This is a genomic window from Oceanihabitans sp. 2_MG-2023 (assembly GCF_030547245.1).
In the GTDB taxonomy this organism is placed as follows: domain Bacteria; phylum Bacteroidota; class Bacteroidia; order Flavobacteriales; family Flavobacteriaceae; genus Oceanihabitans.
Map to the genome: position 1 here is coordinate 131,452 of NZ_JAUOQT010000004.1, position 14,878 is coordinate 146,329.

Annotated in this window: 14 protein-coding genes; 5 read left to right on the forward strand and 9 right to left on the reverse strand. The window is 31.3% G+C overall.

What is annotated here, in order from left to right; genetic code table 11:
* Positions 1-8: 8 nt before the first annotated feature.
* The 5 genes from Q4512_RS10045 to Q4512_RS10065 are packed head-to-tail and all read left to right on the forward strand — an operon-like array spanning position 9 to position 7,278.
* Positions 9-299, forward strand: a complete 291-nt coding sequence (locus Q4512_RS10045) for a hypothetical protein (RefSeq protein ID WP_303424148.1) — start codon at positions 9-11, stop codon at positions 297-299.
* 2 nt (positions 300-301) lie between these two features.
* Positions 302-3,145 carry an AAA domain-containing protein gene (locus Q4512_RS10050; RefSeq protein WP_303424149.1) on the forward strand — a complete coding sequence of 948 codons (2,844 nt, stop codon included), beginning with the start codon at positions 302-304 and terminating at the stop codon, positions 3,143-3,145.
* Positions 3,142-4,212 (forward strand): hypothetical protein, encoded by a 1,071-nt coding sequence (locus tag Q4512_RS10055; RefSeq protein WP_303424150.1) that lies wholly within the window; start codon positions 3,142-3,144, stop codon positions 4,210-4,212. The genes Q4512_RS10050 and Q4512_RS10055 overlap by 4 nt, the downstream gene beginning before the upstream one ends.
* A 10-nt stretch (positions 4,213-4,222) precedes the next feature.
* Entirely contained in the window at positions 4,223-5,707 is a 1,485-nt protein-coding gene (locus Q4512_RS10060) for a phosphatidylserine/phosphatidylglycerophosphate/cardiolipin synthase family protein (RefSeq protein ID WP_303424151.1), read from the forward strand.
* Positions 5,704-7,278 carry an RNA repair transcriptional activator RtcR family protein gene (locus tag Q4512_RS10065; protein ID WP_303424152.1) on the forward strand — a complete coding sequence of 525 codons (1,575 nt, stop codon included), beginning with the start codon at positions 5,704-5,706 and terminating at the stop codon, positions 7,276-7,278. Before Q4512_RS10060 ends, Q4512_RS10065 begins: the two co-directional genes overlap by 4 nt.
* Positions 7,279-7,347: 69 nt before the next feature.
* On the opposite strand, the gene Q4512_RS10070 is transcribed toward Q4512_RS10065, so the two are convergent.
* From Q4512_RS10070 to Q4512_RS10110, 9 genes are all read right to left on the reverse strand, one after another.
* Positions 7,348-8,148, reverse strand: coding sequence for a hypothetical protein (locus tag Q4512_RS10070; protein ID WP_303424153.1), 801 nt, complete (start codon positions 8,146-8,148; stop codon positions 7,348-7,350).
* A 531-nt stretch (positions 8,149-8,679) separates the two neighbouring features.
* Positions 8,680-9,228, reverse strand: a complete 549-nt coding sequence (locus Q4512_RS10075; RefSeq protein WP_303424154.1) for a CIA30 family protein — start codon at positions 9,226-9,228, stop codon at positions 8,680-8,682.
* The gene (locus Q4512_RS10080; protein ID WP_303424155.1) at positions 9,218-9,649 is read right to left on the reverse strand and encodes a hypothetical protein; all 432 of its coding nucleotides are present in this window, start codon (positions 9,647-9,649) and stop codon (positions 9,218-9,220) included. Before Q4512_RS10080 ends, Q4512_RS10075 begins: the two co-directional genes overlap by 11 nt.
* Before the next feature lie 9 nt (positions 9,650-9,658).
* Entirely contained in the window at positions 9,659-11,140 is a 1,482-nt protein-coding gene (locus Q4512_RS10085) for a cryptochrome/photolyase family protein (protein ID WP_303424156.1), read from the reverse strand.
* On the reverse strand, positions 11,137-11,265 hold the full coding sequence (locus Q4512_RS10090; RefSeq protein ID WP_303424157.1) for a DUF2256 domain-containing protein: 129 nt from the start codon (positions 11,263-11,265) through the stop codon (positions 11,137-11,139). Before Q4512_RS10090 ends, Q4512_RS10085 begins: the two co-directional genes overlap by 4 nt.
* A gap of 1 nt (position 11,266) precedes the next feature.
* Positions 11,267-11,893, reverse strand: a complete 627-nt coding sequence (locus Q4512_RS10095) for a flavin reductase family protein (protein WP_303424158.1) — start codon at positions 11,891-11,893, stop codon at positions 11,267-11,269.
* A gap of 1 nt (position 11,894) precedes the next feature.
* Positions 11,895-13,352, reverse strand: a complete 1,458-nt coding sequence (locus Q4512_RS10100; protein WP_303424159.1) for a cryptochrome/deoxyribodipyrimidine photo-lyase family protein — start codon at positions 13,350-13,352, stop codon at positions 11,895-11,897.
* A complete protein-coding gene (locus tag Q4512_RS10105) occupies positions 13,349-14,467 on the reverse strand; it encodes an FAD-binding domain-containing protein (RefSeq protein ID WP_303424160.1) in 1,119 nt (372 codons plus the stop codon). The genes Q4512_RS10100 and Q4512_RS10105 overlap by 4 nt, the downstream gene beginning before the upstream one ends.
* Positions 14,468-14,869: a DUF2452 domain-containing protein gene (locus Q4512_RS10110; protein ID WP_303424161.1), complete on the reverse strand. Its 402-nt coding sequence runs from the start codon at positions 14,867-14,869 to the stop codon at positions 14,468-14,470.
* Between the last annotated feature and the right edge of the window lie 9 nt (positions 14,870-14,878).

Genomic DNA, 14,878 nt, shown 5'->3' on the forward strand with positions numbered 1-14,878 from the left:
CATATACAATGAAAAACATTCTTAATTACAAGTTAACACATCATTTTGAAGAAAGATTAAACCAAAGACAAATAGATCCTTTTTTGGTCTCTATGTGTCTTGTTAAAGGGGATATTAAGATGATGAAAAAAAATAAAATAGAATTTACACTTTCTAAAGATGCTATTAAGCAAGCTATAGCACAAGGTTATATGTTGGCTAGAGATTGTCTTGGTATAACAAGTTTAACGGTAGTAGTGAGAAAAAATATATTAATAACCACATTTGCTAAGTTTGGCGATACAGGGATAAGTAATTAATTATGAGTGAAGAAAATAAAGCAAACTTGCACTATGCTAACTCTGTAGTAACTGATGATAATGATTTTTCAAAAGGAAAGATTTTAGATGGTGTTAGTTATGGATTAAGGGATTATGAAAACTATCTTAATAATAGTATACGTGTTATACAAAAAGATAGAGCTATTAAAATACCTTTAAAATTAAAAGAAAAAAGGTATTATATACTATTCAATGATTTTTCTACCGAAGATTCAGAAGCAATTAAAAACACAATATTCACAAAAAAAATAAAGAAGGTATTAATAAATAATTCAGAAAAAGCAGTTCAAATTAGTCATGTAAGTGATAAAGAAAAATATATAGTAGTAAAAACAAATACTCATGTTAATACAATAACATTAAAATTATCTTCTAAATCTATTTCTCTATCATTAAAAATGGCAATAGTTTATGCTGTTGGTTTAGATGACCTTAAAGAAAGGGATGCGAAAAAAGTGGAGTCCGAATTATTTGAAAGAGGAGTTAAAACTGTTTATACAGAACAGCCAGGTGCTAATGTAAGAAGTAATAAAGCTAATGCTGTTTATGTGAAATCACGTAATGAACCTGAAAAGTATATAGTTTTAGATGAATCGGAGGAAATTGAATATGTGTACTTAAAAGCAGATGATTATCAATTACAAATGCAATTAAAGGCTATTCGTAATTTAAAAAATAAACCTAGATTAGAACATACTCCTTTGCAAAAGCTCTTTGATTTATCTTATAAGGCAAAATCTTTTTTCGAAGAAAATATGGAATATGATAATCGAGAGCTGAAATTTCAAATTTTAAATAAGCCTGATGAATTTGATGGTACCATTGAGCAACAAAATTTTGTGAAAAAGGCTTTAAGAACTAAAGATTTTGCTTTATTAGAAGGCCCTCCTGGTTCAGGTAAAACTACTGCTATTATTGAGTTAATTATTCAACTAATAAAGCAAAATAAACGTGTTTTGTTAGTGTCAGCAACACATGTTGCTGTAGATAATGTAATACATCGCATTCTTACTACGTATAAAGAACAATGTCAAGGCTTGGTTGTCCCAATTAGAATTGCTTCAGATGTAGATAGTATTAGAAAAGAAAGTGTAGAGCCTTATGAGTTGAATAGTTTTATAGATACAACAAAAGTTGAAATAGCTAGAAATATAAGGTCAAAAAATGTTAAGGAAAGTGGTAAAACATTATTAGAAAGTATAACAAAATCAGAATCCAGCTTTGATGATGTCATCCTAAAATCAGCAAATTTAGTTGGAGGAACTATGATTGGAATTCTAAAGCATCCCGATATTAAAAAAGGAGGTATTCAAGAAATGTTTGATGTAATGATAGTAGATGAAAGTTCTAAGGTTACTTTTCTAGATTTTATAGTTCCTGCATTGTATGCTAAGAAATGGATACTAGTTGGTGATGTAAAGCAATTGTCTCCATATACCGAAGATGACTTTATTAATGAAAATATTGATGCTGTTATAAAAAATAAAGAAGATAAGAAAAAACTTGTTTCTGCTTATGAAGTAAATAAAAAATTACTTTCAAATGAAATATGGAATAAAAAAAGTGTGAAGGTTTTATTTTCTAAAAATCATAATGAAAGCGATTTTGAAAATCATGAAGTTTTTAAAATACCATCAAGCTTTGAAAATACAGAAGCGAATATATTAAAACTAAATAGTGTTGATTTAGTTATTAGTGAACCTACTAAAAAGCATAAAAAAATCATTGCAAATAATCTATTTGTAAAAGCGCAATTATTTGAAGATAAAATAGATGAAATCGCTTTTAAAAATAGACAAGTTTCTTTTCATAAAAAGAAGAAGCGTTATAATAATAAGTCATTTTATCCTTATGAGTTTATAACGGGTAAAAATGAAGAGTGGAAAGAGTTGGTTGGTAGTAATTTAAGTCAGATGTATCAATATCGATTTGATCCTGATTTAAATAAGGAATTAGCTAATGCGTTTGATGTACTGGTGCCAGAAGTATATCAAGAAAATATTGAAAAAATTAGAAGAGTTGCCTTGCCCTCTATATTGGAGTTGTTGCAAATCGGAGTTGGAGAAAAATCTAGAGAAACAAAAAATGGTGAGCGATATGTAGAGGATAAGTTGATTTATAAAGGATTCAATCATTTTTCAAGGATAAAAGAAAATAAGTTTCAAACCTTATCTTATCAACATAGAATGGAAGAGGAAATAGCTAACCTTTCTAGAGAGCATTTTTATAATAATGATAATTTATATACTGCAAATACAGTTGTTAAAAGGAGGAGTCCTATTGCGTGGTTTAAGTCCAATGAGGATAAAGTGATTTGGGTAACTAATAAGGATGAGACATTTAGAAAACGCAATAAAAAAGGGGAATCAAAAAATATAAACCCAACAGAAGTTAAACAAATAATAAGTGAGTTGGAGCAATTTATTAAACAAGCAAAATTAAATCCAAAAAGTAATAATGAGAAGTATGAAATAGCTGTTTTAACTTTTTATAGAGCACAAGTTATAGAGCTGAAAACAGAACTACGACAACTTACAAATCAAAGGAATAAACACAAGTTTTTTACTACGGGTAATGTTGAAATAACATTGAGTACTGTTGATAAGTTTCAAGGGGATGAAGCAGATATGGTGTTGTTGTCATTTACAAAAGCAACAAAAAAGGCTTTTTATAATAGTCCGAATAGATTAAATGTAGCGCTAACACGAGCGCGTTATAAGTTGATGCTTTATGGTAATCAAAATTGGTTATCAAGGAATGCTCAGCTGGAAGCACTTAGAGCAATTGCGAGTTCAGTAGGTAATATTAAACAAATAAGAGAATGATATTAAATAAAGATATAAATATAAATAAATACAGAGTACTAGCAGACTATAAAGTAAAAGTGAAAAAATCTCCTTTTATGTCCGTTTTACAGTTAGCAAAAGAAGAATTAGGTGAATTGACTGCAGAAATTCTTTATGAAAAGTTAATGAAACCTTTATCTGTAAAAGCATGTGAGAACTTATTGATTAGGCTTGTTTCTATGGGGTATTTTGAAAAAGGTTTTAATGGGATTATTGAAGGTGATGAAAACGAATGGTTAGCTGAAAATAAAAATGATTTTTATCAATTAACTCCATTTGGATTCCAATCCATTGATACTAAAGAGTTCTATGACACAAGAAATGGTCTTTTAGAAATTTGGATAGCAGAGGATAATGCATTTACAACTAAAATTGTGAAAATTGTAGAATTGAGATATGATGAAGACAAAGAACAGGAAACTCAATATATTACTAATGAATTATTATCTTTAATAAAAAAGACACAAGTTATTAAGCTTAAAAATGATGCATTTACTATTGATAAAATAGAATCTCAGGTTAAATTTTTTAGTTCGAATAAAGAGGTTTTAACAGTTGTATTTGAAGAGAGTAATTATATGATTCAATTGGCTAATTTTTCGCAGTACATTGAAGAAGAAAAACAAAAAGCTATAGCTTCTATTTTAAAAAGTGAGTTTAGATCTAATTATTTACAGCAAGAACATATTGTTTTAACTGACTTTAAGAATAATAATCTTTCATTAGTTGGGGATCATAAAATAGAAAGACCCGTTTTTAAAGAAACCTTTTTTAATGCCATCACTATTCCTAATGTAACAGTAAGCCCTAAAAATAGAAAGGAAGCTAAAAGCTGGTTTCAAGCTAAGCTAAAGCAAGGAATTAACAAGTATTTTGTGTCTGATGAGGAGTTTAGAAAATATGAAAATGAAATAGCCAACGAATTTCAGTTGTTTAAAAAAGAGTTATCAAATACCATAAGCAGGCAACAATTATTAGAACTGATAGGGGAAGAAGATTTTTATAAAAAGGCAAAATTAGAAACTATAGATTATTTAAATTATTAAGGAGAAAGCAATGAAAGAATTAGTTTATAAAAAGAGTTTCGAAAATAAAAAGGTGCTTCATAATGTTTTTGTTCCTACAAATAAAGAATGGATAAGTACAGAAAATGATGATTTATCAATAATAGAATCTGGAAAAAATGGTGTGTTATTTAATAAAATAATTGCAGATATCCATAATGCTCAAGTAATGATATGTCTACAATCCTTTTTAATTCAAGACACTAAAATAATAGATGCTTTATTAAAAGCGAAGCAAGAAAGAGGTGTTAAGATTTTTGTTATGGGCTGTGCAGAAGCAAAGCTAGAAGCGAACCCTTATGGAGAAGAAGATAGTTTTATAACAAAAGGATATAAAACAATGTTGGAGGAGAAGTTTAAAAACAACTTCGTGCACAGACAAGCAGGAAATCTACACGCAAAATTTATTTTAATAGACCCCAAAACAAATCCAAAAGGATATCTTTTTACAGGAAACTTTAACTTAAAACCTTTTTATGAAAATCCAGAATTAGCTATACAACTCTCAATGGCTAAAACAAAAGAACTCTTTCAGGTATTTGTGCATCATTTTTGGAATCATACAACAGATGAACAAACGCAATCCTCTCATTTTGATAAGGTAAAGCCTATTAATAAATTTGAAACAGTTGTTTTAAAACAGATTTTACTCACCTCTCCAAATAAAGATTTGTGTAACTTAAAAACGACTTTATTAGAAGTAATATTAAAAGCAGAAAAAGAGATCCAGGTTTCTACATTTGGTTTAGATATTAATCATGAACTATCACAGGGTATTTTAGATAAGCTTAAAGAAGGAGTAAAAGTTACTGTTTTTTGTAGACCAAGATTAAAAACTATAAATGGACATATTGAAATTTTGGCAAAACATGGGGCAAAGGTGTTTTGTCACCCGCTAATTCATGCTAAATCTATAGTTGTGGATAATACAGAAGCTTATGTTTTTTCAGCTAATTTTGAAGAGTATGGTATGGATACAGGTTTTGAAGTTGGGTTGAAATTAATAATGAAGCAAAGAAATGATTTATTAAAAATATATGATAATTGGAAAAATACGTTTCCGTATGAATACTTTAATGAAAGAAAACTAACAGAAATAGATAGTTATCAAGTACTAGATAGAGAAAGTAGGTTGAAGTCTATTATTAAAATCGAAGAAGAACGTTTTGTTGCTAAAAAGCAACACGCAAAAACACTAAATGAATTGTTAGCTTTTTTCTCAATAAACGAACCAAAAGATTCTCTGTTAAAAATAGAACATGTAGAAGTGGTAGCTAAGTTAGATACACTAGAAAAGTATACTAAAGTTAAAGTTATTAGTAAAGTAGCAGAGTTAGTAGAGATCCAAATAGGACGTAGTAAGAAAAATAAAACAGAAAAAGTATTATTGTTTGATGTTAAAGAAGAAGATCGTATTATCAGTTTATTACCAGATTTAGCAAAAGACTATAAAAATTTTAAAATTTATGCAAAATGAAAAACAAGCAAATACTATTAACATGGGATGCTTTTAATAATGGTTTTGTGGTAACTGCAAAAGTTTTGAAATCTTTATTACTAGAAAAAAAAGTTTCAATTGATTTCATTTATTATTTGCAAAATCAGGAATTATCCGATGAAAATTTAGCAGAAATTGATGTCTTTTTTGAAAGAAAGAAATACGGTGAGGTTTTAAAGAAGTTTGATGATGAAAGAATTATTGATAGAATAAAAGAAAACCGTGCAATTAGTGAATCTCTAAAATTAGAAACGGAAGTGCTTCCTAAATTTCAAAATAAGAGAGTTTCAATCAATGGTGTAACTAATTATCAATCTATTTATGATAGTTTAATAACTTTTTTAAAAGATAAAATTTATGATAGAGAAAATATTGATTTACATATAAATATTTCTCCAGGTACACCACAAATGCATGTGGTTTGGTTAATGTTGAATTCTGCAGGTTATTTACCTGCAAATACTACTTTGTGGTCTAGTCAATATGATAAGACCAAAAAGAAAACATATTTAGAAGAGGTTCGTTTTACACCTAATATATTTTTAAGTGAATTATTAAATAAAAAATATTTAAATAATGCACATAGGTTAAATCCAAACGAGACAAAATCCCAAAAAAGGAAAGCAGCAGAAAGTAGATTAGCGTTGTTTTCTCATATTCCAAATGCTTCTATTTTATTGTTGGGTGAAAGAGGGACAGGTAAATCTACTTATGTTAGAGAGTTGATTGTTAAAAAATATAATAAAGATTATCCATTTTCAGAATTAGCATGCGGTACTTTTTCAGAAGAGTTGATGAAATCGGAGCTTTTTGGATATAAGAAAGGTGCATTTACAGGAGCTGTAAAAGATAAAGAAGGGATATTGTCAAAATTTACAAAAGGTGGGGTGTTATTTCTGGATGAAATACAAGATTTGTCTAAATCGCTACAACGGCAATTAATTCAAGTTTTACAAACAGGTAATTACTTTCCATTAGGAGCAGATCAACCAGAAAAAACAAACTTTAGATTAATAGCGGCAAGTAATATTTCTTTTAGTGACTTAACAAGTAATATGTTAGACTATGATTTTTTTGATAGAATTTCTAGGTTTATAGTGCAGATTCCTTCTTTGAGAGAATGTCAAGAAGATTTTGTTATTAATTGGCAAAATGTTTGGAATGATATCTCTAGTTTTGAAGATGCGCCAAGTGTAATATGGAATGATAAAATACATGGGTTTTTAAAATCTAAAAAATTATATGGTAATTATAGAGATATGCAAAAGTTAGCATCTTATATTTTGGCTTTTTATTTTGAAAGTCACAAAAAAGATGTTGCTGTTGATAAAGCAATTAAAGAATTTGAAAAATGGAATGTTGAGAAGGCGAGTTCAGATAAGTCCTATTTTGTTGAAGGTAAAACATATAATGAAATGGTAGCAAAATTTAATAAAGAATTAGCAGAGTGGTCTATCAATAATTATGGAAATAAAAAGAAGGCTTCAGGTGTCTTAAATCGTTCAGAGAGTATGTTGTCTAAAGATTTAAAAATGGATAGACTAAAGTAGATATGAAAAGAACCAAAAAATCCCATACAGCAAAGCCATATGGGATGTTTCTACTACCTTGTTAAAAAGTTAACCAGCAGCAGCTATTTGCATACAATGCCCTTGTGCAAGGGCATACAATTCGCCATTTACCATTTGGTAAAACACAATAGCAGTTCCTGCAAATAAAGATGTAGTTGCGGGTATAGGCGCATAAGCCGTTAAGTCTACTGTTAAATCGGTTGCTGCACCAACCATACCACTTAAAGCAATAGCATCGCTATAGCTTACATCGCCATGTCCATTAGCATTTTCTTCTACAGGCTCATAAGATTTTAGAGCAGGTTCCCATTCATAATTACTGGTATAACCAGCGGCTAATGCTAGTTTACAATGGGTGGCACCTTCTGGTATATTAATATACGTTTCTGTATTAAAATCAGGAATAGACCAAGTTACGGTATCCCGACTGGCATTAATAGTTGGCCCTACATTAGGAGCGTTAAACTGACTGTCAAAAGGCTTGGTCTTATCAAAGTTAAAACCAAAAAAAGTAGCGCTATTATCTACCACATTAATGCTGCGAGAACCACGAGTACCAATACCATTCGATACTACGTTACGCATAATACCCGTAATTCGTGCGCTTAAATAATTATCACCAACCAATCTGGCAATTCCAGAAAAGCTTTCTCTAAAGGCTTTACCGCATCGCGCTGCACCTCCAAATTCTTGCATATTTTCTCGCGTACGCTTGTACGCAGGGTCGTTTAATATGCGTTTTTTACTAACGTTACTTTTGGTTTTCACAAAATTGTCGCCGTTCTTTCTAAAAAAGGTTAAACCATCTAAGGTCCCTTCCAAACGAATAAATGAATTGTTCTTTGCCATATTATTAAAATTTATGATGCATGTAGCTTATGGCATACGAAAGCTACATAACGCATCTAGTTAAACAAAATACCCAAGTATGGCCAAATATGGGTGTATAAATAAAAAGGGTTTTTTGTAGTTCTCTATAAAACCGGTATTATATAGATAGTAAATAAACACCTAATACAATTAACTGTAAATCAAACATATAAAATATTTTCGTATTCAAAAGCGTATCCAAATCAGGCATTCGCAACAAAATATAGAAAATTTTCTCAGTCTTTTAATAACTAACGAATTATAGCAGATAAATTTTAAAATTCTTACAAATACCCGAAAGGCAATTAAGAATCTCATAAAAATGAAAACTAGAAGTAAAAAATATAACAACAAAAAAGCACAACAAACAAAAATACAAGAACTGCGTACTAGTATCTCCTCGGGTGCTCCCTCGGTGCTCCTTCGGATATACGTCGGATATGCGTCGGGTGTAGATAAAAACAGATACAGCACATGTTAAAGCGCAACTACAATGATTACAAACCGTTTTTAATGTAAAAAAAGAGCATCTATTTTCAGTACAAAGGTTTCTGCCTTTTGGTTAGCAATTAAAAAAGCAATTTCTTCAATAGCAGATCCGTCATAATTTGGCATATCCAGCTTGCGCCCCCTAAACGTAGGGTAGAGGTCTAATAACCTTATACTAATATCTTGCCACTCCTTTGTGGTGTCAAAATAAGTGACATAAGAGTAGTAGTCAGAAGACTTTCTTTTTATTCTAAATTGATACCTTTTTCCATCCCCTTGTACCCTTAAAATAAGTTTAGAAACAGTATGGGTGTTTATTTTGTCAAAACGATACCGCAACATAGAAAATCCACCATTGTTTTCTAAAGAAACATGTCCTTCAAACACACCATGACCTGTAGGGGCAACATAAAAATGCCCAGAAGATTTGCCTCCCATTACTACATCGTCCACAACCTGCCATTCTTTGGTGTTGCTATTCGTTTTAAAGTCAAAAAGAAGTATAGGTTGTTCCATGGTTACAATAAGTAAAATTAGTAGTTGTACAGTGGTATTTAGGTTAATAATCATAATAACGCAAGTCTAGAAAGGTGTTTTTTAAGGCAGTCATTTTAGCAATAAACCGAATATTGTTTTTATAGTTTTTGTTTTTCCGAAACCGTATAAAATGCCCATTGGCGTGAATACTAAAAGTTTGTGTACTGTATAGTACTAATCTATAGTAGGGGATAACCCAAGAATACCGATCTAAATTATTAGTAAAGTGTACTATAATACCTTTAGGTCTTAATTCTATATTAGAATATTTAATAGAAGCAGTTGTTTCTAACGAACAAAGTGTTGTGCTAATTTCAGAAAGGATAAACCTACTAGAGCCAACACCTCCCATTTTTATTTTTTCTAGAAAGCTAAACGAAGGACCTAGAGTTTCAGTACAAGTTTTGGTGTATTTTTCATTCTTATAACTGGTATTAAAAAAAAGTGTAGCCATAATAATAACTTATAAAGATTGTAAATAGTTATTTGCATTTTTTAAGTGCATTTGTTGTTTTTCGGCAGGCATATTATCAAACATACGTATCAGCATTCCTAATCTTGGGTTAGATAAAAAGAATGCTCTATGGGTATGCATAAACCTCCAAAAAAGACCATCCCAAGTTGCTTGCCAAGTACCTTTTTTGTAGTTGCTCATTTTTATAAGGTAATTACTACCACTTATATAAGGCTTACTAGCCATTAAGCCTCCATCTGCAAATTGACTCATGCCATAAACATTGGGTACCATTACCCAATCATAGGCATCAATAAAAAGTTCCATAAACCACTTATATACTTCGTCTGGATCAAATTCGCAAAGCAGCATAAAGTTACCCAAAACCATTAAGCGCTCAATATGGTGGCAGTAACCCGTTTGCAATATTTTTTTTATGGTTTTATCAATAGGAACAATCCCTGTAGTACCAGTATAAAAGGATGCAGGTATTTTCTTTTTAAACTGCCAAAAATTACTAGTTCGTGCATCGCTTCCTCTAGAGGCATACATTCCTCTAATAAATTCCCTCCAACCTATAATCTGTCTAACAAAACCTTCGGTAGAATTAATAGGGATAGTATTAGCTTCCGCATAGATTAAACAAGAATCTATAACTTCAGAAACGCTAATCAAACCAACGTTAAGCATGGGGGTTAATACACTATGGTTTAGTATGGTACTTTCTGCAACAATAGCATCTTCATACGTACCAAACTCCATAAAACGCTGTTCAAAAAACTGCTGTAACCATACGCGAGAAGCTTCAAAACTAGTAGGGTATAAGGGCAAAGCACTTAGTGTACCTAAATGCGAATGAAAATGCTTTTCTACATAGGTTTTAGCCTCTTCATAATACTTGTCTGTATCGGGGTAAAAAATAACAGGAGCTGTTTTTTTAGCAGGATATTTTTTTCTGTTTTCACTGTCAAAAGTCCATTTCCCACCTGTAGGTTTTCCGTCAGAATCAATAAGAATATTGCGTTTTTTTCGCTGTGCTGTATAAAAAGAAGTTTGGTGGTATTTCTTTTTATCAACCTTAAAAAATGCACTTAAATCTTCTGTAGTATTTAAAAACAATGGAGACGCATATTGGGTGCTAGAAATAGCGCTTTCGCGGAAACCCAAATCCAATCTTTTTTGCAACCAATTATCGGTAGGATCTATATAGTAAATATGCGAAACCCCTTGGCGTTTTAATTCAGGAAGCAGGATGCGTATATCAGAAATAGGCGCTATAGCCTCTACATAATATACTACTGCATTTTTCTCCTCCCGAAGAAAATCGGCATACCGCTGCATAGTCGCTCTATGGAAGGCAATTTTTTGTTTGTGAAAAGCATATTGTTTAAAAAATAAATACGCTTCCACAATATAAAAAGGAGCATCGTTTTTAAATAGCGGAGAGGCTTCAAATAACTGATGCGGAAATACAAGGTTTATGTTTTTCATTTGTTCTTTCTGCAGCGTACACTGCAATATTTTACAGCTTCCCAATGCTTTGCCCATTTTTTGCGCCAAGTAAACGGACGATTGCAAACGATGCAAATTTTTTCAGGAAGGTGTTGTTTTTTCATTTTAAAATTCAGGAACTTCAGTTACTCTCACGTAGGGATGTTTTTCTATTTTTCGCAAAGCATAATACGTGTTTAACCCAGAAATACCAACGCTATTGGTAGCCTCTAAATCAAGATCTTGATCAACAATAGCAGTATCAGGTAGGATGAGGTGTTCAATTTCTCCAATAACTAATATGGTTCCGTTGCACTTTATATCTATGGCTTCTTTAAATTGTAAACCCATTTTAAAAGTGCTCTCTTTTACAAATGGCGCTTTAAAACCAGCACTAAATTCTTCTGTAAGATTGCAACGCTCAAATTCGGAAACCGTAGCATCAAATTTTGCTGAAGTATAATGTGCATTTTTAATAAACTCAGGATGAATATGATTAATAGTATAATACCCATTTTGTTGAATGTTCTTGTATGTATGACTAAAAGCTGTGGTTTTAGGTCTGCAAATCATTCCTATTAATGCAGGATGACTTCCTAAATGTACTACAGAGCTAAATACAGCGAGGTTTGTGTTTTCCTCTTTATCTATTGTGCCAACAAGGTTAGCAGGTTTAATGCCGGTTACCGAATTGATGATTTTTAATCGGTTAATACGGTCAAGTTCTTGTATGTCTTTTTTTGTGTAAATCATATTATTTTTTGTTAACCAGTGTATTTAGTAATCGTTTCTTTTCTCGTTCTACTACAGGGTGTTTTTTATGTCCCCAGATTTTATCTCGTGCTTGTTTGGCGCTTTCTTGTAAATCTACAATAGGAAAAGGGTAATCTTTGCCAAGCGTAAAATTGTAAAAGGTTTGTTCCATTACGGTCATTTTCCAGGGTTCATGAATATGTGGAATAGGCACGTTAGTGAGTTCAGGAACCCATTTTTTTATGAATACACCCTCAGGATCATGCGCTTTAGAATTTTTTATGGGGTTATACAAACGAACCGTGTTTATTCCAGTTGTACCAGCTTGCATTTGAAATTGCGGATAATGAATACCAGGTTCATAATCTAAAAATTGTTTGGCTAAATAATACGTGCCGTCTCTCCAGTCTTGGTCTAGATTTAATGTTAAAAAAGAAACGACCATTGCACGCATTCTAAAGTTAATCCATCCTGTTTCTTTTACTGCTCGCATGCAGGCATCAATTAAAGGGTAACCTGTAGTTCCTGTTTTCCAGGCTTTTAAAAAAGCATTGTTTCTAGTGTGTGCTAGTAATTCGTAACCACTATTAATACAAGCCGTTTCATAGCTACAAGCGGTTTCAAACTTTTGTATAAAATGACAATGCCAATGTAACCTAGTTAACATAGCAGAAAATGCATTGCTGTTTTTAGTACCGTTAGGATGTGTACCCACAAATTGAAAAACTTGTTTAATACTTATGTTGCCCCAGGCCAAGTAAGGCGATAGCCTACTACAGGACTTTCTGCTTTGTGTAGGTTTTGAAATGTGTTTTTGGTAGTTAAAGCCCCTTTGTTCTGTAAAGCTCTTGAGGTAACGCCATGCATTACGTTCTCCAGCAGGTTGATACTGTTTAGGGTATGCTTGTAGTTTTTTTTCTAGTTTTTGAGGAAGTATAAAAGGATGTGTATATGCATCCATTTGATTAACCGAATAGGTGTTTACACAAATAGCTGTATGCATTGTTTTACCCCATAGCGTATTCCAAGTATCTCTATTTTTAATGCCACGTATAATACCATCTCTTTGAAATTCTTTCCAAATAATATGTTTTGTTTTACAGAATGTCTTTAATAATTTATCTCTTTGCCATGTAATTTGTATTCCGCTTTCTTGATAACTAAATAGGTTTTTAATTTCAAATTTTTGATGCAGATATCTAAATACTTCAATAGCTTCCTGATAAAACACTTCAACCTTTCTATTAAAAGGAGCAAGCGTTTTATTTAATTCTAATATAGAATTATATACAAATTGTAAATGTCTTAAGCTTGTGTCTGGATGCCTAATTAAAGAAGGTTCAAATAAATAAACAATAAAATATGGCGTACCATCTGCTTCAGCCTTAAATAAAGGTTCGTGATCTTGAGAGCGTATATCTCGCTTTAACCAAACTATATTTATAACCTGTTTTTTCAATAATCTAGCTGTTTTTTACATTTTTTCCAGAAACTAAAAAAAGAAGGGTAGTAGCCATCTACTGTAAACATCCAATCTCTAGGTACTTCTGTGCCTTTGTAATGTGTTTGTAGTGGGTGTTCTTTAAAATAGACATTTGTAGAAGGGTGTTTGGTAGTAAACGCATCAAACTCTCCTATGTAGATTTGTATATCTGTAATGTTTTCTTTAGAAATTACAAGAATGAAATCTAAAGTTTTCTGTGCTATTGGGTATTTTTCAAAATGCGAAGGCTCTAATAATAAAACTCTATTTGCTTTAATTTCTTTTTTCCAATTAGGATCTAGATTATAAAAATTATAAATACAAGTAGGAAGGTTTTTATTTATGGTAATACCTTTCTGTTTTGGTAGTATTGTTTTTAAGCTTAAGCTTGAAATGTCTTGCAATTTCGAGGGGATAGTAGACAAAGGAAGATGCGTATAACTGACATCTAAATACGTGTTTTTTTGGTCTGTAAAACAATATTTATTAATGTTGTCTTGATTTGCAACATACTTTTTATTTGCATTAGTTCCAGCAACCCATTGCCAACTTAGTGCATTACTAGCCCAATCTGCATCTAATAGATGATAATACATCCATTGTGCTGGAAGTTTCCAGTGACTTTGCGCTATGTTACAAGTTAAAGCAGCAATATACATGCGTACGTGGTTATGTATATATCCTGTAGCATAAAAATTTACAATCGCTTTATCTATGGCTTCAATACCAGTATTCGCATTTAAAATAGCCGTTGGAATTCCTTTATTTAAAACGGGTGTTTGTTTTTGTTTCATGTCTTCATTAATACTATCTCCTTTTGCAATCCAAACCTGTTGCCAATACTCTCTCCATGCTAGTTCTTGAATGAATTTTTCTATTTGTATGGGTGGATAACCGCTTTGTAATATTTCTGAAAGTATCAATTTTGTAGAAATCACACCTCTTGAAATATAAGGTGATAAGTAGCTAACAGCACCATTTGTATAATTTCTTGTTGTGGTATATTTAATGGGGTCTATAGTACGAATACGTTCAAGTATTTCTGTGTAAGAAATAGGAAATAATATGTTTTGTTGTTTTACTGAGGCCATTTATACTTTTTCCCAAATTTGTTCTGCATTTAAATAAAAGCTTCCTAGTGCATTAAAATTACATTCTTCAGGTGCTATAATAGAAAGAAAAGTTTCGTTGTTGTCTCTTTTGTATAGGTGATATACTTGCCCAATAATAGGTTCAAAAGAAAATGTAGCTTCAAAAATAAGTTTGTTGTATTCAAATTCTTGCATTAACTTTTCATAGGCAGATTTAAGCTCCAAATATTTGGTTTCTACTTTGTGGTTAATTTTATGGATGCTTCTGTTTTTCCAAGCAATGGTATCTGTGGTAGTAATTTTAGGTGCGCCTACAGAAGTTGCATAAGGTTTAATAGCTGCATCATATCTTTGTGTATCTTCATTAAAAACAACATTGTCCGGTTTCTTTTTTTTTATCATCAAAGTGCG